The following is a 20346-nucleotide window of genomic DNA, read 5'->3' on the forward strand; positions in this document are numbered from 1 at the left end:
AGTAACTTAGAGAATTGTGTACAACTCGTGTTACTCGTCGGATTTTCGTTGCCAGCAGCCTCGCAGAGCCTCAAATTCGCCTCGTCATCCCTATGAGGCTTTCTCGATGAAGAAGTACTCCTCGATTCTGTTGTTGTCTTTCAGCTTGCTCAGCGGCGTTGCCATGGCAGGCGGCACCACCGAGGCCGGCATTGGCGGCGCATTGGGTGGGGTACTGGGCTCGGTTGTGGGCCAGTCCATCGGTGGTAGCACCGGCGGCGCCATTGGCGCTGGCCTGGGCGGTGCCGCAGGCAGTGCGGTAGGTGCCGACAAGCACCAGCGTGGTGAGGCCGCCATCGGCGGTGCGCTGGGTGCGGCAGGCGGTAACGTGGTAGGTCGCTCCGTAGGCGGTACCACCGGTAGCTACATTGGCGCAGCAGCCGGCGGTGGTGCCGGTGGTGCGCTGGGTAACTACATGGGTAACAAGGCCGATGAAGACGAGCGTCACGAGCACCGCCGTTATCGTCGTGACTACGACGACCGTCGTCACTGGGACCGTGGCCACCACTACGGTCACCGCAAGCACAAGCGCCACTGGCGCGACTAATGCCTGAGGCCTCTGGCCTGGCAACAAAAAGCCCCGCCCTCACCCGCGGGGCTTTTTTATGTCTGAGGGTCCAACTGCAGGCCCGAGAGAATGCTGCTCAACGCGCTCGGCAGCGGCACCGGGCGACCGCTTTCCCGCTCGATGAACACCTGCACCACCCTACCGGCCGCACAGGCATCCTGATCCCCAGGGCGAAACAGCGCCAGACGGTACTCCACCGTGCTGCCCGCCAGGCGGGTTATGCCCAAGCCCACCTCCAGCACATCCGGGAAACCCGGCAGCGCATAGAAGTCCGCCGACGAACTGACCACGAAGGCTGCCAACTCACCATCGCGCAAGTCCATATCGGCTTGCTCGACGAGAAATGCCTGAATGGCGGTCTCGAAGAAGCCATGCACGGTGGCACCGGCGACATGACCGTTGTGGTCATTGTCCTGAGGGCGAGTGAGTATCGGGTGAAAGTGGGAAAAGGCGGTTCGGTTTGGGGATTCTGTCATTGACCTGGCCCGGTGATTTGCACGGATATCGACAAGTGAAACAGAATTTTCCTGAAGGCGGATAAATTTTACCGGCTGCTAAAGGGCCCATGGCGGCACAGGGGCAGCGCAGAACCTGCAAGCGCTGGTTTGCCAGCGATGGGGAATCGGCTTGACCGCCGGTAGCAACGCTAGACACGAAAAAGCCGCCCCTTGGGGCGGCTTCTTCGTTGCAACCAGCGACAGCTTACAGCTGCGGACCAGCGGCCTTGATGGCGTCGGATACGTCGAACTTCTTGAAGTTCTCGGTGAACAGCTTGGCCAGACCCTTGGCGGCTTCATCGTAGGCGGCTTTGTCAGCCCAGGTGTTACGTGGGTTGAGCAGCTCGGTCTCGACGCCTGGAACAGCCTTGGGCACGTCCAGGTTGATGATGTCCAGGTGCTCGGTCTCGGCACCGATCAGTGCGCCGCTCTGGATAGCGGAGATCACGCCACGGGTGGTCGGGATGCTGAAGCGCTTGCCGACGCCGTAGCCACCGCCGGTCCAGCCGGTGTTGACCAGGTAGACCTTGGAGCCAAAGGCATTGATGCGCTTGATCAGCAGCTCGGCGTACTCGCCAGCCGGACGCGGGAAGAACGGTGCGCCGAAGCAGGTGGAGAAGGTCGACTTGATGCCGCCACCCGAGCCCATTTCGGTGGAACCGACCAGCGCGGTGTAGCCGGACAGGAAGTGGTAGGCAGCCTGTTCGTTGTTCAGGATCGAAACCGGAGGCAGAACACCAGTCAGGTCGCAGGTCAGGAAGATGACCGCGTTAGGCTCGCCGCCCAGGTTGGCTTCGGAACGCTTGGCAACGTGCTCCAGCGGGTAGGCAGCGCGGCTGTTCTGGGTCAGGCTGACATCGGCGTAGTCGGCGTGCTTGTTGGCGTCGAGAACGACGTTTTCCAGCACTGCACCGTGCTTGATGGCTTTCCAGATGACCGGCTCGTTCTTCTCGGACAAGTCGATGCACTTGGCGTAGCAGCCGCCTTCCATGTTGAAGACGACGCCTTCACCCCAACCGTGCTCGTCGTCACCGATCAGGTAACGGCTTTCGTCGGCCGACAGGGTGGTCTTGCCAGTGCCGGACAGGCCGAAGAACAGGGTTACATCGCCTTCTTCGCCGATGTTGGCGGCGCAGTGCATCGGCAGCACGTCGGCGGCCGGCAGCAGGAAGTTCTGCACCGAGAACATGGCTTTCTTCATTTCACCGGCGTAGCGCATGCCAGCGATCAGCACTTTCTTCTGGGCGAAGTTGATGATCACGCAACCATCGGAGTTGGTGCCGTCACGCTCAGGCTCGCAGACGAAGTTGGCGACGTTGAGGATCTGCCACTGGTCGCGACCGGCCGGGTTGTACTGGCCCTTCTCCGGGTTGATGAACAGGCAACGGCCGAACAGGTTCTGCCAGGCGGTCTGGGTGGTCATCTTGACCGGCAGGTAGTGCTCGGCGGCAGCCCCTACGTGAACGTAGGAAACGAAGTGATCCTGAGCGTTGTTGAACGCTTCGACGCGATCCCACAGGGCATCGAACTTGTCGGCCGGGAACTTGCGGTTGATCGGGCCCCAGGCGATGGCGTCCTGAGTGGAAGGTTCTTCGACGATGAAACGGTCAGCCGGCGAACGACCAGTACGGTGACCGGTCTCGACTACCAGTGCGCCAGTATCGGCCAGCACGCCTTCACCGCGGGACAGCGCTTCTTTTACCAGCTCATCGACGCTCAGGTCGGTGTACACGGTGTTGTTGGCTTGCGTCATGAGATACCCCATCCGGCCCGAGGCCGAGTGCTCCAAACGTTTTGTAGTTGTCTGTAAAAAACTACTACAGCGAAAAAAGTGGCCGGATTATGCCAGAAACGCCCAAAAAAAGTAGGCCCCTCCTGTCAGAACTGCTCTTTTGCGCAATTCGACAGGAGATTTCCCTGAAATTAAACGTTTCAGTGGCGAGTTTCTGACGCCGAGTTCGTGCCACCGCCGGCAAACAGTTGCGCAACATCGCTGGCATCGAAGAAATAGCGCTCGTTGCAGAACTGGCAGTCGATCTCGACCTGTCCGCCACATTCTTCCACCAGCTGCGTAGCGTCGTGCTCGCCAAGACTGACAAGCGCATTGCCGGAACGTTCGCGCGAGCAACTGCATTTGAAATGCAGCGGCTGGATATCGAACAAGCGAACGGCGTCTTCGTGGTAGAGGCGGTGCAGCAGGGTTTCGTTGCCCAGCTTCCACTCTTCGGACTTGAGCGTGCTGGCCATCGCAATGACGTGCTGCCAGCTGTCTTCACGCTCTTCATCGTCCGGCTGACGATCGCGCGGCAACTGCTGCAGCAGCAATCCGCGCGCTTCGCCATTACTGGCATCGAGCCAGAAGCGGGTGTTGAGCTGCTGCGACTGAACGAAGTAATTGGTGAAGCATTCCGACAGCGTGGCGCCATCGAGGTCGACGGTGCCCTGGTAGCGCTGGCCTTTGATCGGGTCGATGGTCAAGGTCAGGTGGCCGTCCGGCATCAACTGCGACAGGGTCGCGTCGTCAGGAATCTGGTCAGCCTCATAGCGCGCCATGCCGCGGATCTCGCGCTCGCTCGAGCACTCCATCATCAGCAGTGGGATCGGCCCTGCCGAACGCGCCTGCAGGATCAGCAGCCCGTCGAACTTGAGCGCACCGACCAGCAGCGAGGTCGCCGCCATCAGTTCACCAAGCAGCTTGGCGACCGGTTGCGGGTACGGATGGCGAGCCAGCACATCGGCATAGCTCTGGTCGAGCGACACCCACTCACCGCGCACATCGCGCTCGTCGAAGATGAAACGTTGGGTGAAATCTGTATCTGGCAAGTCGCTCATGGTTGTCTGGCTATCTAAAAATGATGACAAAATAATTACAGGGAGTTACGAACCCCCGTGGCAGAGCGCTCAAAAGGCCGCTCCGTTTCCTGTTGGCAATAGAGGTATTTTATGGACAATCGACCACTGTTCCAAGCAAGGTGGTCCTGGGGCCCCTTGGCAGCCTGCACTTTGCTGCCTATCGCCCTACTGTGTTTCTGGTTATGGCCCATTGGCCAGATCTTGTGTCTGACAGTCGACGAATGGCTATTCCATAGCCTGAACTCACCGCTGGCCGATCACACCCTCTGGCGTTACACCTGGACCGTCGGCAGCCTACGGCCCTTCGACATCGTCGTTGGCCTGATCCTGCTAGCCCTGCTCATCCGTGGCGACTGGGTGTTCAAAGCCTGTCAGGTGCGCCAGGCGTTTTTCGGCTTCCTGGTCACCCTGTTGCTCTTAGTGGTGATTCGCGCGCTGTTTTCCAAGTGGGTGGATGCAATGGGCTGGCAACACGACAGTCCGTCGATGATGTTCGACGACGCCGTGCACCTGAAGGATTACTACCCCAACCTCGAAGCCAAGTGGGAGCTCAAAGACCGCTCCAGCAACAGTTTCCCTGGCGACCATGCCTCGGTGCTGTTGATCTGGGCGCTGTTCATGAGTTTGTTCAGCCGCCGCCTGATTCAGTACCTGGTGATCTGGGGTCTGGCGTTTCTGTTCATGATGCCGCGCCTCGTCGCGGGCGCGCATTGGGGCCAGGACGATTACATCGGCGGACTGCTGATGGCGGTGCTGGCGTTGGGCTGGAGCTGCCACACGCCGCTGGCGGCCAAGGCAAGCGAAGCACTGGTGCGTTGGACAGAACCGTTGTTCGGGTTGCTGGGGCGGGTACCGTTTGTCGGGCGATTAGCGATCCTTCGTTAGCTGCCTGAGCGTTGCCCCACTGCCATCGCCGACAAGCCGGCTCCTGCAACAATCATCGTGGGGGCTGGCTTGAAAGCGATAGAGCGCAAGGCATCCCAACTACTCGAAACTGCCGTGCAGTTGGTGAATCTGACGCCGCTGCTTCTTGTTCGGCCGGCCATCGGTGGTTACGCCCATCGCCCCTGCCTTGCGCATCTCGGCGGCCTGCTCCCGGCGCCGCACGCTATCCTCGGTCTCCTCGTACAAGGTCTGCGCCTCTGGCGCGCCACGGCGCACCACCGAAAGCGCCTTGACTACCACCGTGCGTTCATCGAAGCCGGTCCGCAGCACGAATTCGTCCCCCACCCGTGGCTCCTTGCCAGGCTTGCAGCGCTCGCCCCGGCAATGCACCTTGCCACTCTCGATAGCCGCCTTGGCCAGGGCGCGGGTCTTGTAGAAGCGCGCTGCCCACAGCCATTTGTCGAGGCGTACTTTGTCGTCGTCTTCCGGCTTCTGAGCCATCCCGATACCTCAAATTCTGTCTTTCATCGAACTGTACTACCTTCACTAACGGATGCAAAAAGTCCGCGCCGTGCTTACAGTTCACCACCTCATTCGCAGGGTGTGCTTAGTGAAGACATTTGACCATCTGACAGTGATCGGCCTGCGCGAGTGGGTCGCCCTGCCCGACCTCGGCGTCGCAGGCTTGCGCGCCAAGATCGACACCGGCGCCAGCACGTCCAGCCTGCATGCCACCGACATCGAACCCTTCGAGCGCGATGGCCAGCCGTGGGTGCGCTTCACCGCTCACCTGGGTTCGGTGGTGCAACTGCGTCACCGTCGCTGCGAGGCGCCGCTGGTGACCATGAAAACCATCAAGAGCTCCAACGGCCAGGCCCAGACCCGCTACGTGATCCGCACATCGCTGGCCCTGGGCGATGGTGTGTGGGAGGTCGAATTCACCCTGGCCTGCCGCAAGAACATGCGTTACCGACTGCTGCTGGGGTCCAAGGCACTCATCCATGGCCAACTGGTGGTCAACCCGGGCCTTAAATACGTTCAAGACAAACCGGCCTTCCCGGCCACTCTCTCCACTGTCACAGGTGCTGCATGAAGATCGCTGTGCTGTCGCGCAATCCGCGTCTGTATTCCACCCGCCGCCTGGTCGAGGCCGGTACCCAGCGGGGCCATGAAATGGTAGTGATCGATACCTTGCGGGCCTATATGAACATCGCCAGCCACAAGCCGCAGATCCACTACCGCGGCAAGCCACTGGAAGGCTTCGACGCGGTCATTCCGCGCATCGGTGCCTCCGTGACATTCTACGGCTGCGCAGTGTTGCGCCAGTTCGAGATGATGGGTGTCTACCCACTCAACGAGTCGGTCGCTATCGCCCGCTCGCGGGACAAGCTGCGTTCATTGCAGTTGCTGTCACGCCGTGGCATCGGTTTGCCGATCACCGGATTCGCCCACTCGCCGGATGACATTCCCGACCTGATCCAGATGGTCAATGGTGCCCCGTTGGTGATCAAGGTGCTCGAAGGTACCCAGGGCATTGGCGTGGTGTTGTGCGAGACCACCAAGGCGGCCGAGTCGGTGATCGAGGCGTTCATGGGCCTGAAGCAGAACATTATGGTTCAGGAATACATCAAGGAGGCCGGTGGCGCGGATATCCGTTGCTTCGTGGTTGGTGACAAGGTGATCGCCTCGATGAAGCGCCAGGCCAAGCCGGGCGAGTTCCGCTCCAACCTGCACCGAGGTGGCGTCGCCAGCTTGATCAAGATCACCCCTGAAGAGCGCATGACCGCCATTCGCGCCGCCAAGGTCATGGGGCTGAGCGTAGCCGGGGTGGACATCCTGCGCTCCAACCACGGGCCGCTGGTGATGGAGGTGAACTCATCGCCAGGGCTTGAAGGCATCGAGGTGACCACCGGCAAGAACGTGGCCGGGATGATCATCGAGCATCTGGAGAAAAATGGCGGGCCGAATCAGACCCGAACCAAAGGTAAGGGATGAGGGTGATGGCGCCGGCCTATTTTGCGGCTAGAGTCGCTCCCACAGCTACAGCGCAGCGCTCAGGCACTGCGCAGTCCCTATAGGCGCGGGTCTACCCGCGCAGAGACCGGCACAGCCCTGAAGGATCAGACGGCATTACGCGGCAGCAACAGCCCCAACGGCAGACGCACCCGCGCCTCGATCCCGCCGCCAGACCGGTTGCGCAGTTCCACATTTCCGCCGTGCTGCGCCGCGATCCGCTTGACGATCGCCAAGCCCAACCCGGTGCCCTTGCCGCCCCGGGCACGGTCACCGCGGATGAACGGGTTGAAGATGGTCTCAAGCTCCGATTCGTCGATCCCCGCCCCACGGTCCAGCACGCTGAGCACCACGTACGGCGCGCTTTCATCACCCGACACGTAAGCCGCCACCTCGACGCCTTTGCCGGCATGGTGCAACGCATTGCCAATCAGGTTGCCGAGCATGCGCTTGAGCGAAACCCGGCGCAGCGGGAACGGTGGAATCGGCTCCAGGCACAGGCGCACTCGCTCCTCGGGCTGGTTGTAGGGCGCAACCACCTCGCGCACCAGGTCCGCCAGGTCCACTTCCTCCACCGGCTCGTCACGGCCATCCCGAATGAAGGCCAGGAACTGGTCGAGAATAGCGTCCATGTCCTCGATGTCGCGGACCATGTCGTCGGTCAGCTCGCTGTCGTTGGCCATCAGCGACAACGACAGGCGCAGGCGCGTGAGCGGTGTGCGCAGGTCGTGCGATACCCCTGCCAGCATCAGCTCGCGCTCGCGACCGGCCTGCTCCACATCCTCGGCCATCTGGTTGAATGCGCGGTAGACCTCGGTCATCTCGCTGGGCGTATCGCTGATCGGCAGGCGCACGCTGCGGCCCTGGCCCAGTTGGCGAGCCGCAAACACCAGGCGCTTGAGTGGCTGGTTCAGCTGCCGTACGAAGATCCACGCCGACGCGGTGGACAACAGGCCGATGGCCAGGAACCAGCCCAGGACGTTCCAGATTTTCTGCCCGCGCAGCGGGTGCGGGTACAGCGGCACCTTGAGCCAGCCAGGCCCCAGGCTAGGCGCATTGACCCACAAGGCCGGCGGCGCATGCACGCGCAGGCGAACTTCGGTGTCCTCGCCCAACTCGGCCTGCATTTGCCGCTGATAGATTTCGCTGTAAGGCCAGTGCTGCTCACCCTCGGGCACCCCGGAACCCGTGACCCGGATAAGCCCTGCCGCTTCGGCGATCTTGTCACGGTTTTCTTCATCCGCAGCCCAATAGGCCCGCAGGGTGAGTGCCACGCCGTGGCTGTACTGGCGGTCGACCAGCACGTCCTCGTTCATCAGCAGGTAGACCAGGGTCAGCGCCTTGGAGAACAGGACGACGATCAGCACCAGCCACAGGGTGCGGGCGAAGAAACTTTGCGGAAACCAGAGAGGCGTTTTCATCGAGGACAACTACTGCACAGACGCGAGACTGGCTCGCCAACAACGCCGACCGGCGCAGACGAAAACAGGGCGACCCGTTCGGGTCGCCCTGTCGCGTCCTGGCAAGCCAGCAGGCCGACCATCATTTGCCGGCGTTTCCGTCCGGCACGAAGACATAGCCCACACCCCAGACCGTCTGGATGTAGCGCGGCTTGGACGGGTCCGGCTCGATCATGCGGCGCAGGCGCGAGATCTGCACGTCGATGGAGCGCTCCAACGCGTCCCACTCGCGACCACGGGCCAGGTTCATCAGTTTGTCACGAGTCAGCGGCTCGCGGGCATGCATGACCAGGGCCTTGAGCACTGCGAACTCGCCGGTGGTGAGCATGTGCACTTCATCGCCACGCTTGAGTTCGCGGGTGGCCAGCGACAGCTCGTAGTCGCCGAAGGTGACCGACTCGTCCTCGCTGCCCGGCGCACCCGGCACGCTTGGCGCCTGGCGACGCAACACGGCCTTGACCCGCGCCATCAGCTCGTCCGGGTTGAACGGCTTGCCCAGGTAGTCGTCAGCCCCCAGCTCCAGCCCCTTGATACGGCTGAGCTCGTCGCCCTTGGCGGTGAGCATGATGATGGGGATCTGGTTGTTGGACTGGCGCAGCCGTTTGCACGCGGAAAGGCCGTCTTCGCCAGGCATCATCAGGTCCAGCACCACCAGGTTGAACACTTCACGCGACAGCAGCCGATCCATCTGTTCGGTGTTGGGCACTGCACGGGCGCGGTAGCCCTTGCTGGTGAAGAAACGTTCCAGCAGGCTGCTCAGCCCTGGATCGTCATCGACGATGAGAATTTTTTCGCCTTCAGCGTTGTTTGCAGTGCCGGTCATGAATAACTCCTCTGATATCGCCGTGCATTATGGCGTAGCCATTGCTGCGCGTGCCGTGAGCATTGTTAGCAGATTTTTCCCATGGTGCCACTTCCTGGCCGCGCAGCAGTGGCTGGGCGCCATCACCGCAAGCCGTCCCCGATGGGTATAATGCGCGGCTTTCACCCTGTGTCGCCGGGCCTTGAGCCCCACCGCGGCCCCCAGCATTCACATTTGTCAGGTGGTTTACATGGACAGCATCAACAGCCGTATCGCCGAGGAACTGGGCGTACGCCCCCAGCAGGTCGAAGCGGCCGTGGGCCTGTTGGACGAAGGCTCGACCGTGCCCTTCATCGCCCGTTACCGCAAGGAAGTGACCGGCAGCCTGGACGACACGCAATTGCGCCACCTGGAAGAGCGCCTGCGTTACCTGCGCGAGCTCGACGAGCGCCGCGCCAGCATCCTGGCCAGCATCGAGGAACAGGGCAAGCTGACCCCGGAACTGGCCCGCGAGATCAAGCTCGCCGACACCAAGACCCGCCTCGAAGACCTCTACCTTCCCTACAAGCAAAAGCGCCGCACCAAGGGCCAGATCGCCCTGGAAGCCGGCCTGGGCGAGCTGGCCGACGGCCTGTTCAACGACCCGCAGCTGACGCCGGAAACCGAGGCCGCGCGCTTCGTCAACGCCGACAAGGGCGTCGCCGACGTCAAGGCCGCTTTGGAAGGCGCCAAGTACATTCTGATGGAGCGCTTCGCCGAAGACGCCGCCCTGCTCGACAAGCTGCGCAACTTCCTCAAGCAGGAAGCGGTGCTCAGTGCACGCGTGGTGGCCGGCAAGGAAGAGGAAGGCGCCAAGTTCCGCGATTACTTCGCCCACGACGAGTTGCTGCGCAACGCTCCGTCGCACCGCGCCCTGGCCATCTTCCGTGGCCGTAACGAAGGTGTGCTCAGCGCCTCGCTGAAAGTCGGCGAAGAGCTGCCCGGCACCCTGCACCCGTGCGAACTGATGATCGGCAACCACGTCGGCATCGAGAACCGCAACCGCCCGGCCGACAAGTGGCTGGGCGAGGTGGTGCGCTGGACCTGGAAGGTAAAGCTGTACACCCACCTGGAAACCGACCTGTTCGGCGAGCTGCGCGACAACGCCGAAGGCGAGGCGATCAACGTCTTCGCCCACAACCTGCATGACCTGCTGCTGGCCGCCCCAGCTGGCCCACGCGCTACCCTGGGCTTTGACCCGGGCCTGCGCACCGGCTGCAAGATCGCCGTGGTCGACGCCACCGGCAAGCTGCTGGACCACACCACCGTGTACCCGCACGCACCGAAGAATGACTGGGACCGCACCATTTCCATCATGGCCGCCCTGTGCGCCAAGCATTCGGTGGAACTGATCGCCATCGGCAACGGCACCGCCAGCCGCGAGAGCGACAAGCTGGTGGCCGAGCTGGTGAAAAAGTACCCCGCCCTGAAGATCACCAAGATCATGGTCTCCGAGGCCGGCGCTTCGGTGTATTCGGCATCGGAACTGGCTGCCCGCGAATTCCCGGACCTGGACGTGTCGATCCGTGGCGCCGTGTCGATCGCCCGCCGCCTGCAGGACCCGCTGGCCGAACTGGTCAAGATCGACCCGAAATCCATCGGTGTCGGCCAGTACCAGCACGACGTGTCGCAGGTGAAGCTGGCTCGCGGCCTGGACGCCGTGGTCGAGGACTGCGTGAACGCCGTGGGCGTGGACGTCAACACGGCTTCCGTTGCGCTGTTGACCCGCATCTCCGGCCTGAACACCACGCTGGCGCAGAACATCGTCGCCCACCGCGACGCCAATGGCCCGTTCGCCACGCGTGCCGCGCTGAAGAAAGTCAGCCGCCTGGGCGAAAAAACCTTCGAGCAGGCCGCCGGCTTCCTACGGGTGATGAACGGCGACAACCCGCTGGATGCCTCCGCGGTTCACCCGGAGGCCTATCCGCTGGTGCAACGCATCGCCGCCGACACCGGCCGCGACATTCGCTCGCTGATCGGCGACAGCGCCTTCCTCAAGCGCCTCGACCCGAAGAAGTTCACCGATGAAACCTTCGGCCTGCCGACCGTCACCGACATTCTGCAGGAACTGGACAAGCCCGGCCGCGACCCGCGCCCCGAGTTCAAGACCGCCACCTTCCAGGACGGCGTCGAAGACCTCAAGGACCTGGAGCCCGGCATGATCCTCGAAGGCGTGGTCACCAACGTCACCAACTTTGGTGCCTTCGTCGACATCGGCGTGCACCAGGATGGCCTGGTGCACATCTCGGCGCTTTCGGAGAAGTTCATCAAGGACCCACGTGAAGCGGTCAAGGCCGGCGATGTGGTCAAGGTCAAGGTCATGGAAGTGGACATCCCGCGCAAGCGCGTCGGCCTGTCCATGCGCATGAGCGATACCCCGGGCGAGAAGGTCGAGGGCAACCGTGGGGGCGGCAACCGCGGCAACGGCGGCAACCGTTCGCAGCAGGCGCTCCGCCAGCGTGAAACCGCGACCGCCGCGCCGGCCAACAACGCCATGGCGGCATTGTTCGCCAACGCCAAGCAGCTGAAGAAGAAGTAATGGACGTTCCTCGCGAATACGTCGAAAGCGCCTTCAGCCAACTGCTGGGCTGCCGCCTGCAACGCCTGGACACAGGTGTTGCCGAGGTGGCCCTGGCGGTCGAAACGCACCTGCGCAACCGTGGCCAGAAGTTGCACGGTGGGGCGATCTTCAGCCTGGTGGACATCGCCATGGGCCTGGCCTGCTCGGCCAGCCATGGCTTCGACCAGCAAAGCGTGACCATCGAATGCAAGATCAACTACCTGCGCGCCGTCAGCGACGGCGACGTGCTGTGCACCGCCCGCGTATTGCACGCCGGGCGCCGCACGCTGGTTGTCGACGCTGACGTAGTCCAAGGCGACAAGCTGGTGGCCAAAGCGCAAGGAACCTTCGCTGTTCTCTAGCTCCCAAAGCAGTATCTGCGGTATTTTCGGCAGCAGATGAGGGCCGCTTCGCCGCGCGAGGCGGTCCCAAGTCGGCGCTGGCACTGCCGAGAACCCAGGCAAACCAGGCGACAACGCCAGTTCCTTTTCCAACTACCCTTGTAGACCGTCAACGCTACCCCCATATTGGGGCGACTGACGCGTGAAGGAATCCATCTTGAGCGACCTCCTCAACCGCCGCCTGAGCCTGCTCGGCGCCAATCTTCCCCTGCTCAAGCAGTGCCTGCACGGTATTGAGCGCGAATGCCTGCGCGTGACCGACGAAGGTCGCCTGGCCCAGACCCCACACCCGGAAGCATTGGGTTCGGCGCTGACCAACGAGCAGATCACCACCGACTATTCCGAGTCGCTGCTGGAGTTCATCACCCCGGCACTGGCCGACCCGGCCAAGGTGCTCGAAAGCCTTGAACAGACCCACCGCTTCGTCTACAGCAAGCTGGGCGACGAGTACCTGTGGAGCCCGTCGATGCCCTGCACGTTGCCGGCCGAGGAGGATATTCCGATCGCCGAGTACGGCACCTCGAACATCGGCAAGCTCAAGCATGTCTATCGCAAGGGCCTGGCCCTGCGCTACGGCCGCACCATGCAGTGCATCGCCGGCATCCACTACAACTTCTCCCTGCCTGAAGCCCTCTGGCCGCTGCTGCGCGAGGCCGAGGGTGGTCAGGAGAGCGACCGCGACTACCAGTCCTCGGCCTACATTGCGTTGATCCGCAACTTCCGCCGCTACAGCTGGCTGCTGATGTACCTGTTCGGTGCCTCGCCGGCGCTGGACAAAGGCTTCCTGCGCGGTCGCCCGCACCAGCTCGAAGAGCTGGACGCCGAGACCCTGTACCTGCCCTACGCCACCAGCCTGCGCATGAGCGACCTGGGCTACCAGAGCAACGCCCAGGCGGGCCTGACGCCTTGCTACAACAACCTGTCGAGCTACACCGACAGCCTGCGCAAGGCCGTCGGCACGCCCTACCCGCCCTATGTCGAAGTGGGAACCCACAAAGATGGCGAGTGGGTGCAGCTGAACACCAACATCCTGCAGATCGAGAACGAGTACTACTCGAACATCCGCCCCAAGCGCGTGACCTACACCGGCGAGCGGCCGATCCAGGCCCTGACCTCGCGTGGCGTGCAGTATGTCGAGGTGCGCTGCCTGGACATCAACCCGTTCCTGCCGGTAGGCATCGACCTGACCGAAGCGCGTTTCCTCGACGCGTTCCTGCTGTTCTGCGCCCTGGAGAACAGCCCGCAGCTGGACAACGGCGAATGCGGCCAGTGCACCAGCAACTTCCTTACCGTGGTCAAGGAAGGCCGCCGTCCTGGCCTCGAACTGCGCCGTGACGGCCAACCGATCGGCCTCAAGGCATGGGCCAGCGAGCTGATCGAGCGTATCGGGCAACTGGCCGAACTGCTCGACCGAGCCAACGGTGGCGACGAGCACGCCAAGGCGCTGCGTGCTCAGCAAGCCAAGGTCGATGACGCTTCGCTGACCCCTTCTGCCCAGGTACTGGCGCGCATGACCGAACATGACGAATCTTTCGTCAAGTTCGCCCTGCGCCAGAGCCGCCTGCACGCCGAGACCTTCCGCGACCAGCCCCTGCCCGTCGAGCGCCAGCAGGCTTTCGAAACCCTAGCCCGCGAGTCGCTGGCCGAGCAGGCGCGCCTGGAACAGCAAGAGGTCGGCGACTTCGACCTGTTCGTCGGCGCCTACCAGGCCAGCATTCTGGCGATCAGCAACTGATGACCCGTACCGTCACCCCGCGCAAGCCACGCGCCAGCAGCCAGGCCAGGATCGAAGCGATCCTGGCAGCGGCACGCGAGCTACTGGCCGATCAAGGGGTGGCAGGGTTGTCGATCTACAGCGTGGCCGATCGGGCGCAGATTCCACCGTCGTCGGTGTACCACTTCTTCGCCAGTGTTCCGGCCTTGCTCGAAGCCTTGACCGCCGATGTGCATCGCGCCTTCCGCGAGGCCCTCAGCGCGCCCATCGACAGCTCGGCATTCAACACCTGGCATGAGCTGTCACGGCTGATCGAAGAGCGCATGCTCGCCATCTACAACGAAGACGCCGCTGCCCGCCAGTTGATTCTGGCGCAGCACGGCTTGAGTGAAGTGGTGCAGGCTGACCGCCAGCACGACATGGAGTTGGGCGAGCTGATGCACAAGCTGTTCAACCAGCACTTCCAGTTGCCGGTGATGCCTGTGGATGTGGATGTGTTCGCCTTGGCCATGGAGCTCAGCGACCGGGTGTATGCGCGGTCGGTGCAGTTGCATGAGGCGATTACCCCACGCATGGCCGAGGAAGGCAAACGGGTGTTCGAGGCGTATCTGGGGCTTTACCTGCCGCCGTTTCTGAGCAAGCGTCCGGTTTGAGATTGTTGGGGCCGCTGCGCGGCCCCGGATGGCCAACCTCACAACTTGGCGATGGACACTTCGGTCGACTTCACGAAGGCAATGACCTCACTGCCAACCTGCAGCTCCAGCTCCTTCACGGAACGGGTGGTGATCACCGAGGTGACGATGCCGGAGGCGGTCTGCACGTCGATTTCCGACAGTACCGGGCCTTCGAGGATTTCTTTCACAGTGCCTTTGAACTGGTTGCGGACATTGATCGCTTTGATGGTCATGACTTGATTCCTTCTATTTGGCTTCTGGGGTTCAGTGCGCCCAACGCAGTTGCGTGGGCAAAGGGGCTACAGGGTCCGGCTCGGGCGCAGCGCCCGGCACGGAAAGAACACGGTCGAGCACTTCGCTTTCCAACGCCGCCAGGCGGTGCGAGCCACGCGCCCTGGGCCTTGGCAAGTCGACGACCAGGTCGAGACCGACCTCACCGTCCTCGATCAGAATCACGCGGTCGGCAACGGCAACCGCTTCGCTGACATCGTGGGTAACCAGCAGCACGGTAAAACCGTGCTGGCGCCACAGCCGTTCGATCAGTTGCTGCATTTCGATCCGGGTCAGAGCATCCAGCGCACCGAGCGGCTCATCCAGCAGCAGCAGGCGCGGCTGATGGATCAGGGCACGGGCCAGGGCCACGCGCTGTTTCTGGCCACCGGACAGCGCCGCCGGCCACTCGTTGGCGCGATCGGCCAGGCCGACCGCCTCCAGGGCATCCAGCGCCTTCGTCCGCCAGTCGCCCGACAGGCCCAAGCCGACGTTGTCGATCACCTTCTTCCAGGGCAGCAGGCGTGCGTCCTGGAACATCAACCGGGTTTCCTCGCGCGCCTCGGCCAGAGGCGCAGCACCGGCCAGAAGCTCGCCGGCAGTAGGCTTGTCGAGACCGGCCAGCAGACGCAGCAAGGTGCTCTTGCCGCAGCCGCTGCGGCCAACGATGGCGACGAACTGACCGGCCGGGATGTGCAAGTCGATGCCACGCAACACTTCACGTTTGCCAAAGGTCTTGCGCAGGTCGTTGGCAGCCAGGGGGATGCCACGCAGCAGGCGTGGCGGCTGTTCATTGAGCACGGTCATGCGCCCTCCTTCTTCGCCGGCTGATAGGCCGGGTGCCAACGCAGCCAGACACGCTCCAGACCACGGGCCGCCAGGTCGGCGAGCTTGCCAAGCACGGCGTACAGGACGATGGCCAGCACCACGACGTCGGTTTGCAGAAACTCACGGGCATTCATGGCCAGGTAACCGATGCCGGCGTTGGCCGAAATGGTCTCGGCAACGATCAACGTCAGCCACATGAAGCCCAGGGCGAAGCGCACGCCCACCAGGATCGAGGGCAGCGCCCCCGGCAGGATCACCTGACGGAACAGCGAGAAGCCTGACAGGCCGTAGCTGCGCGCCATTTCCACCAATGCCGGGTCGACATTACGGATGCCGTGGTAGGTGTTCAGGTAGATGGGGAACAGCGTGCCCAGCGCCACCAGGAAAATCTTCGCCGACTCGTCGATGCCGAACCACAGGATCACCAGTGGAATCAGCGCCAGGTGCGGCACGTTTCGAATCATCTGCACCGAGCTGTCGAGCAGGCGCTCGCCCCAGTTCGACAACCCGGTGATGAAGCCCAGCACCAGGCCAATGCTGCCACCGATCAAGAAACCTAGGCCTGCCCGCCAGCCACTGATGGCCAGGTGAGACCAGATCTCACCGCTGCGCACCAGCTCGACCCCGGCACTGATCACCGCGCTCGGGGCCGGCAGGATGCGGGTCGACAGCCAGCCAGCGCTGACCGCCAGTTGCCAGACGGCCAGGAGCAATACCGGCAGCGCCCATGGCGCCAGACGCTGCTGCAAGTTGGATGACGTTGCACGACTCATGGCCTGGCCCTCAGCTCTGCGCGACGGATTTGGGCAGGATGTCGTTAGCCACCATCTCGCCAAACGGGCTCACGTAGCCACCACTGCTCGGTTGCTGTGGACGCTGTACATCCAGGTGGGGGAACAGCAGTTCAGCCACGCGATAGGACTCTTCCAGGTGTGGGTAGCCCGAGAAGATGAAGGTATCGATGCCCAGTGCCGCGTATTCCTTGACCCGCTGCGCCACCGTCGGGCCGTCGCCCACCAGTGCAGTGCCTGCGCCACCGCGAACCAGGCCGACGCCGGCCCACAGGTTGGGGCTGACTTCCAGCTTGTCGCGGTTACCGTTGTGCAGGGCCGCCATGCGTTGCTGGCCGACCGAATCGAACCGCGCCAACGAGGCCTGGGCGCGAGCGATGGTGTCGTCGTCCAGGTGCGAGATGAGCTTGTCGGCGGCGGCCCAGGCTTGCTCGTTGGTTTCCCGCACGATTACGTGCAGACGAATACCAAAGCGTACTTCCCGGCCCTGCGCCGCGGCCTTCTCACGCACCTGGGCGATTTTCTCGGCCACGGCGGCCGGCGGCTCGCCCCAGGTCAGGTACAACTCGACCTGTTCGGCGGCCAGATCCTGGGCAGCCTCTGAAGAGCCACCGAAATACAGCGGCGGACGCGGCTGCTGGATCGGCGGGTAGAGCAGTTTGGCGCCCTTGACCTGAATGTGCTTGCCGTCGTAATCCACCACTTCGCCTTCGAGCACCTTGCGCCAGATGCGGGTGAACTCGACGGACGCTTCGTAGCGCTCCTGGTGGTTAAGATGCAGGCCATCACCGGCCAGCTCGTCCGGGTCGCCACCGGTAACCAGGTTGAACAGCGCACGGCCATTGGACAGACGATCGAGGGTCGCCGCCTGGCGGGCAGCGACGGTCGGCGAAATGATGCCTGGGCGCAGGGCGACGAGGAATTTCAGGCGTTGAGTCACGGGGATCAGCGATGCCGCGACCAACCAGGAGTCTTCGCAGGAGCGCCCGGTGGGAATCAGCACACCACCAAAGCCAAGGCGGTCGGCGGCCTGGGCGATCTGCTGCAAATAGCCATGATCGACTGCGCGGGCGCCCTCGGAAGTACCCAGGTACTTGCCGTCGCCGTGGGTCGGAAGGAACCAGAAAATGTTAAGGCTCATTGGAGTTGTCTCCTCAAGGGTGGCTCAAGCCGGCGCGGCGCCCCGGCGTAGCGAATGGTTCAAGGCGCGCTGGCGACCTTGGCCGGGGGTGTCCAGATCACGTCCTTGATGCTCAGCGGCTTGGGAATCAGCTTGAGCGCTTGGAAGGTGTCGGCGATCTTCTGCTGCGCGGCGACCACTTCCGGCGTCAGCGGCGCGGCACCGTAGCCTTGGCGCTTGACCGACGTCAGGGTGATGTCGGCAGGTAGGCCAAGCAGCGGCGCTACCTGTTCGGTGACTTGCTGCGGGTTGGCCTTGGACCATTCACCCACACCGCGCACCTCATCGATCAGCGTGTTGATCACCGCCGGGTGCTGGGTCGCGTAATTGCGGGTAGCCAGGTAGAACTGGTGGTTGTCGACCAGGCCTTTGCCGTCGCGCAGGGTACGTGCCTGCAGCTGCTGCTCGGCGGCGGCCTGGTAAGGGTCCCAGATCACCCAGGCATCGACGCTGCCTCGCTCGAAAGCGGCGCGGGCATCGGCAGGCGGCAGGTAGACCGGCTGGATATCGCTGTACTTGAGGCCGGCGTCTTCCAGGGCGCGGACCAGCAGGTAATGAACGTTGGAGCCTTTGTTCAGGGCAACTTTCCTGCCTTTGAGATCCTTGACCGACTGGATCGACGAACCCTTCGGTACCAGGATCGCTTCGCTGTGCGGCGCAGGTGGCTCATAGGCGACATAGAGCAGGTCAGCGCCAGCTGCCTGGGCGAACACGGGTGGCGTTTCGCCGGTCACGCCGAAGTCAATGGAGCCAACGTTCAACCCTTCGAGCAGCTGCGGACCGCCGGGGAATTCGGTCCATTGCACCTGAATGCCTTGCTCGGCCAGGCGCTTTTCCAACGTACCCTTGGCCTTGAGCAGCACCAGGGTGCCGTATTTCTGATAACCGATACGCAGGCTTTCAGCCTGGGCCTGAGTGATGGCGCCGAAGGACACAGCCGCCGCGAACAGGGCGACCAGACCACGACGCAAGAAGACTGTGCGCATGGCGCTCTCCTGTGCGAATGAGGTTCGGGTTGCACCTGCTTGCCTCGTTGACGGGCGAGTAAGGTGGAAAAGCAGTGAAGCGGTGTTGCCGGGTCAGATGCTCCAGCGAGCACTGATCAGGCGTTCGTTGAGTACGCCAGGGGCCACGGCGCTCGGCCGACGGGCCAAGGCAACGTGGAAGGTTTCCAGCGAGTCCAGCAGCCGCGCTTCCAACGCGGGTGTCAGCTGGGCAGGCTTGCTGCCCTCTGCGTAACTGACCTGGCTGTCGTCGGCGAAGATCCCTTGCAGGGTCTCTTGCGCCTTAAGTGCCGACAGCACGGGCTTGAGTGCGTAATCCACCGCCAGCATATGGGCAATGCTGCCGCCGGTAGCGATGGGCAAAACGATCTTGTGCACCAGGGCGCGCTCGGGCAGCAGGTCGAGCAGGGTTTTCAGGGCACCAGCGAAAGACGCCTTGTACACCGGGGTTGCGACTATCAGGCCATCGGCCTGGGCGACCACCTGCTGGAAGTGCTGGACATGCGGGCTGTCGAAACGCGCATGCAGCAGGTCCTCGGCTGGAAAGTCACGCACCTGGAAGTTAACCACTTCGACGCCACGCTCCTGTAGCCAATGGCGCGAACGCTCGAGCAGCACGCCAGAGCGTGAACGAGGACTGGGGCTACCACCGATAGAGACGACCAGCATTGGAGCGCTTCCTTGAGTTCTATGGGGAGAGACATTAACAGTCGGCTTATATATCCAGAAATCATATTTTTTTATTTGTTTATTCCATTTTGCATTTTCATTGATGCGTCAATCGAGCGCCGCCCGCGCGGCGCATCGCGAGCAAGGCTCGCTCCTACGTTTGTTTCGGGCCAGTTAAGCCTGCGGGAAATGCGCGCGACCGCTTTGGCGTGCGCCGCGATATCGAGCAGAACAAACAAGGCGGTCGCGCGCGTCTGTCACAGGCGTTATTGGCCGTAAACAAACGTAGGAGCGAGCCTTGCTCGCGATGCGCCGCGCGGGCGGCGCTCGTTCTCATGATCACCGTACCTCTCGCGCCAATCACCCAGCGGCCCGAACACCATTCCTGCAGCCATAAAAAAGGGCCGTCGAAACGGCCCGAATATCCCTGCTATGGCTAAGAGCAATGCAACGAGGATCCTTAACGATTAGGTTGCGGGGTCAGACGCAGATAGGGCTTCACGGCACGGTAGCCTTTAGGGAAGCGCTGCTTGATCTCGTCCTCGTCCTTCAGCGACGGCACGATCACCACGTCGTCGCCGTCCTGCCAGTTACCTGGCGTGGCGACCTTGTGGTTGTCGGTGAGCTGCAGCGAGTCGATCACCCGCAGGATTTCGTTGAAGTTGCGCCCGGTACTGGCCGGATAGGTAATGGTCAGGCGCACCTTCTTGTTCGGGTCGATGACGAACAGCGATCGCACGGTGAGGGTATCGCTGGCGTTGGGGTGAATCAGGTCGTACAGGTCGGACACCTTGCGGTCGGCGTCAGCGATGATCGGGAAATTCACCACGGTATTCTGGGTTTCGTTGATGTCGTCGATCCAACGGTGGTGGGAGTCGACTGGGTCTACCGACAGCGCGATGACCTTGACGCCGCGCTTGGCGAAATCGTCCTTGAGCTTGGCGGTCAGGCCCAACTCGGTGGTGCATACCGGCGTGAAATCGGCCGGGTGGGAGAACAGCACACCCCAGCTGTTGCCGAGCCATTCGTGGAAGCGGATATTGCCTTCGCTGGACGCTTGTTCGAAATCGGGGGCGATGTCGCCAAGTTTGAGACTCAT

The 20346-nt window shown here is 62.8% G+C and carries 21 protein-coding genes; 8 read left to right on the forward strand and 13 right to left on the reverse strand.

From position 1 onward, the window contains the following. Nucleotides 1–106: 106 nt before the first annotated feature. A complete protein-coding gene (locus tag P3R38_RS23710) occupies nt 107–586 on the forward strand; it encodes a glycine zipper domain-containing protein (protein WP_023382887.1) in 480 nt (159 codons plus the stop codon). 56 nt (nt 587–642) lie between these two features. Here P3R38_RS23710 and P3R38_RS23715 read toward each other — a convergent pair whose 3' ends face one another. The 3 genes from P3R38_RS23715 to hslO all read right to left on the reverse strand — a co-directional run bounded on the left by P3R38_RS23715 (nt 643) and on the right by hslO (nt 3936). Further along, complete coding sequence (locus tag P3R38_RS23715; RefSeq protein ID WP_023382888.1) at nt 643–1083, reverse strand: thioesterase family protein; 441 nt, start codon at nt 1081–1083, stop codon at nt 643–645. A gap of 226 nt (nt 1084–1309) precedes the next feature. Then, complete coding sequence (locus P3R38_RS23720) at nt 1310–2857, reverse strand: phosphoenolpyruvate carboxykinase (protein ID WP_023382889.1); 1548 nt, start codon at nt 2855–2857, stop codon at nt 1310–1312. Between the two features lie 179 nt (nt 2858–3036). After that, nucleotides 3037–3936, reverse strand: a complete 900-nt coding sequence (gene hslO, locus P3R38_RS23725) for an Hsp33 family molecular chaperone HslO (RefSeq protein WP_277686664.1) — start codon at nt 3934–3936, stop codon at nt 3037–3039. Nucleotides 3937–4047: 111 nt separating this feature from the next. On the opposite strand from hslO, the gene P3R38_RS23730 reads away from it, so the two are divergent. Beyond that, nucleotides 4048–4842: a phosphatase PAP2 family protein gene (locus P3R38_RS23730; protein WP_277686665.1), complete on the forward strand. Its 795-nt coding sequence runs from the start codon at nt 4048–4050 to the stop codon at nt 4840–4842. A 99-nt stretch (nt 4843–4941) separates the two neighbouring features. Here P3R38_RS23730 and P3R38_RS23735 read toward each other — a convergent pair whose 3' ends face one another. After that, the gene (locus tag P3R38_RS23735; RefSeq protein ID WP_023382892.1) at nt 4942–5343 is read right to left on the reverse strand and encodes a S4 domain-containing protein; all 402 of its coding nucleotides are present in this window, start codon (nt 5341–5343) and stop codon (nt 4942–4944) included. A gap of 109 nt (nt 5344–5452) precedes the next feature. Here P3R38_RS23735 and P3R38_RS23740 point away from each other — a divergent pair, with 109 nt between their 5' ends. Next, nucleotides 5453–5935: an ATP-dependent zinc protease gene (locus P3R38_RS23740; RefSeq protein ID WP_023382893.1), complete on the forward strand. Its 483-nt coding sequence runs from the start codon at nt 5453–5455 to the stop codon at nt 5933–5935. After that, nucleotides 5932–6837: a 30S ribosomal protein S6--L-glutamate ligase gene (rimK, locus tag P3R38_RS23745; RefSeq protein WP_015268602.1), complete on the forward strand. Its 906-nt coding sequence runs from the start codon at nt 5932–5934 to the stop codon at nt 6835–6837. The genes P3R38_RS23740 and rimK overlap by 4 nt, the downstream gene beginning before the upstream one ends. Nucleotides 6838–6962: 125 nt before the next feature. Here the strand turns inward: rimK and P3R38_RS23750 are convergent, their stop codons facing one another. Next, a complete protein-coding gene (locus tag P3R38_RS23750; RefSeq protein ID WP_023382894.1) occupies nt 6963–8276 on the reverse strand; it encodes an ATP-binding protein in 1314 nt (437 codons plus the stop codon). Between the two features lie 121 nt (nt 8277–8397). After that, the gene (ompR, locus tag P3R38_RS23755; RefSeq protein ID WP_023382895.1) at nt 8398–9138 is read right to left on the reverse strand and encodes a two-component system response regulator OmpR; all 741 of its coding nucleotides are present in this window, start codon (nt 9136–9138) and stop codon (nt 8398–8400) included. Nucleotides 9139–9367: 229 nt separating this feature from the next. Between ompR and P3R38_RS23760 the strand changes: the two genes are divergently transcribed. The 4 genes from P3R38_RS23760 to P3R38_RS23775 all read left to right on the forward strand — a co-directional run bounded on the left by P3R38_RS23760 (nt 9368) and on the right by P3R38_RS23775 (nt 14484). After that, nucleotides 9368–11695 carry a Tex family protein gene (locus tag P3R38_RS23760; RefSeq protein ID WP_277686666.1) on the forward strand — a complete coding sequence of 776 codons (2328 nt, stop codon included), beginning with the start codon at nt 9368–9370 and terminating at the stop codon, nt 11693–11695. After that, on the forward strand, nt 11695–12078 hold the full coding sequence (locus P3R38_RS23765; protein WP_023382897.1) for a PaaI family thioesterase: 384 nt from the start codon (nt 11695–11697) through the stop codon (nt 12076–12078). Before P3R38_RS23760 ends, P3R38_RS23765 begins: the two co-directional genes overlap by 1 nt. A 196-nt stretch (nt 12079–12274) precedes the next feature. Then, on the forward strand, nt 12275–13852 hold the full coding sequence (gene gshA, locus P3R38_RS23770; protein WP_023382898.1) for a glutamate--cysteine ligase: 1578 nt from the start codon (nt 12275–12277) through the stop codon (nt 13850–13852). Then, nucleotides 13852–14484, forward strand: a complete 633-nt coding sequence (locus P3R38_RS23775; RefSeq protein WP_023382899.1) for a TetR/AcrR family transcriptional regulator — start codon at nt 13852–13854, stop codon at nt 14482–14484. Before gshA ends, P3R38_RS23775 begins: the two co-directional genes overlap by 1 nt. 38 nt (nt 14485–14522) lie before the next feature. Here the strand turns inward: P3R38_RS23775 and P3R38_RS23780 are convergent, their stop codons facing one another. The 7 genes from P3R38_RS23780 to P3R38_RS23810 form a co-directional block, all read right to left on the reverse strand. Beyond that, on the reverse strand, nt 14523–14738 hold the full coding sequence (locus tag P3R38_RS23780; protein ID WP_008095172.1) for a molybdopterin-binding protein: 216 nt from the start codon (nt 14736–14738) through the stop codon (nt 14523–14525). Nucleotides 14739–14769: 31 nt separating this feature from the next. After that, nucleotides 14770–15582: an aliphatic sulfonates ABC transporter ATP-binding protein gene (gene ssuB, locus P3R38_RS23785; RefSeq protein WP_023382900.1), complete on the reverse strand. Its 813-nt coding sequence runs from the start codon at nt 15580–15582 to the stop codon at nt 14770–14772. Beyond that, complete coding sequence (ssuC, locus tag P3R38_RS23790) at nt 15579–16376, reverse strand: aliphatic sulfonate ABC transporter permease SsuC (protein WP_027907225.1); 798 nt, start codon at nt 16374–16376, stop codon at nt 15579–15581. Before ssuC ends, ssuB begins: the two co-directional genes overlap by 4 nt. A gap of 10 nt (nt 16377–16386) precedes the next feature. Continuing rightward, complete coding sequence (ssuD, locus tag P3R38_RS23795) at nt 16387–17535, reverse strand: FMNH2-dependent alkanesulfonate monooxygenase (protein WP_027907224.1); 1149 nt, start codon at nt 17533–17535, stop codon at nt 16387–16389. A 59-nt stretch (nt 17536–17594) separates the two neighbouring features. Beyond that, nucleotides 17595–18560: a sulfonate ABC transporter substrate-binding protein gene (locus P3R38_RS23800; protein WP_023382903.1), complete on the reverse strand. Its 966-nt coding sequence runs from the start codon at nt 18558–18560 to the stop codon at nt 17595–17597. 93 nt (nt 18561–18653) lie between these two features. Continuing rightward, nucleotides 18654–19247: an NADPH-dependent FMN reductase gene (gene ssuE, locus P3R38_RS23805; protein WP_023382904.1), complete on the reverse strand. Its 594-nt coding sequence runs from the start codon at nt 19245–19247 to the stop codon at nt 18654–18656. A gap of 460 nt (nt 19248–19707) precedes the next feature. Next, nucleotides 19708–20346, reverse strand: coding sequence for a peroxiredoxin (locus P3R38_RS23810; protein WP_023382905.1), 639 nt, complete (start codon nt 20344–20346; stop codon nt 19708–19710).

The organism is Pseudomonas sp. NyZ480 (genome assembly GCF_029537255.1).
Taxonomy (GTDB): domain Bacteria; phylum Pseudomonadota; class Gammaproteobacteria; order Pseudomonadales; family Pseudomonadaceae; genus Aquipseudomonas; species Aquipseudomonas taiwanensis.

Excerpts from the sequence above, each read along its gene's own strand:
- P3R38_RS23710 (WP_023382887.1), top strand. The coding sequence starts at position 107 with ATGAAGAAGTACTCCTCGATTCTGTTGTTGTCTTTCAGCTTGCTCAGC.
- ompR (WP_023382895.1), bottom strand. The coding sequence starts at position 9,138 with ATGACCGGCACTGCAAACAACGCTGAAGGCGAAAAAATTCTCATCGTC.
- ssuD (WP_027907224.1), bottom strand. The coding sequence starts at position 17,535 with ATGAGCCTTAACATTTTCTGGTTCCTTCCGACCCACGGCGACGGCAAG.
- hslO (WP_277686664.1), bottom strand. The coding sequence starts at position 3,936 with ATGAGCGACTTGCCAGATACAGATTTCACCCAACGTTTCATCTTCGAC.
- P3R38_RS23765 (WP_023382897.1), top strand. The coding sequence starts at position 11,695 with ATGGACGTTCCTCGCGAATACGTCGAAAGCGCCTTCAGCCAACTGCTG.
- P3R38_RS23750 (WP_023382894.1), bottom strand. The coding sequence starts at position 8,276 with ATGAAAACGCCTCTCTGGTTTCCGCAAAGTTTCTTCGCCCGCACCCTG.
- P3R38_RS23800 (WP_023382903.1), bottom strand. The coding sequence starts at position 18,560 with ATGCGCACAGTCTTCTTGCGTCGTGGTCTGGTCGCCCTGTTCGCGGCG.
- P3R38_RS23780 (WP_008095172.1), bottom strand. The coding sequence starts at position 14,738 with ATGACCATCAAAGCGATCAATGTCCGCAACCAGTTCAAAGGCACTGTG.
- P3R38_RS23735 (WP_023382892.1), bottom strand. The coding sequence starts at position 5,343 with ATGGCTCAGAAGCCGGAAGACGACGACAAAGTACGCCTCGACAAATGG.
- P3R38_RS23760 (WP_277686666.1), top strand. The coding sequence starts at position 9,368 with ATGGACAGCATCAACAGCCGTATCGCCGAGGAACTGGGCGTACGCCCC.
- ssuB (WP_023382900.1), bottom strand. The coding sequence starts at position 15,582 with ATGACCGTGCTCAATGAACAGCCGCCACGCCTGCTGCGTGGCATCCCC.
- P3R38_RS23715 (WP_023382888.1), bottom strand. The coding sequence starts at position 1,083 with ATGACAGAATCCCCAAACCGAACCGCCTTTTCCCACTTTCACCCGATA.
- P3R38_RS23730 (WP_277686665.1), top strand. The coding sequence starts at position 4,048 with ATGGACAATCGACCACTGTTCCAAGCAAGGTGGTCCTGGGGCCCCTTG.
- ssuE (WP_023382904.1), bottom strand. The coding sequence starts at position 19,247 with ATGCTGGTCGTCTCTATCGGTGGTAGCCCCAGTCCTCGTTCACGCTCT.
- ssuC (WP_027907225.1), bottom strand. The coding sequence starts at position 16,376 with ATGAGTCGTGCAACGTCATCCAACTTGCAGCAGCGTCTGGCGCCATGG.
- P3R38_RS23720 (WP_023382889.1), bottom strand. The coding sequence starts at position 2,857 with ATGACGCAAGCCAACAACACCGTGTACACCGACCTGAGCGTCGATGAG.
- rimK (WP_015268602.1), top strand. The coding sequence starts at position 5,932 with ATGAAGATCGCTGTGCTGTCGCGCAATCCGCGTCTGTATTCCACCCGC.
- P3R38_RS23775 (WP_023382899.1), top strand. The coding sequence starts at position 13,852 with ATGACCCGTACCGTCACCCCGCGCAAGCCACGCGCCAGCAGCCAGGCC.
- P3R38_RS23810 (WP_023382905.1), bottom strand. The coding sequence starts at position 20,346 with ATGAGTCTCAAACTTGGCGACATCGCCCCCGATTTCGAACAAGCGTCC.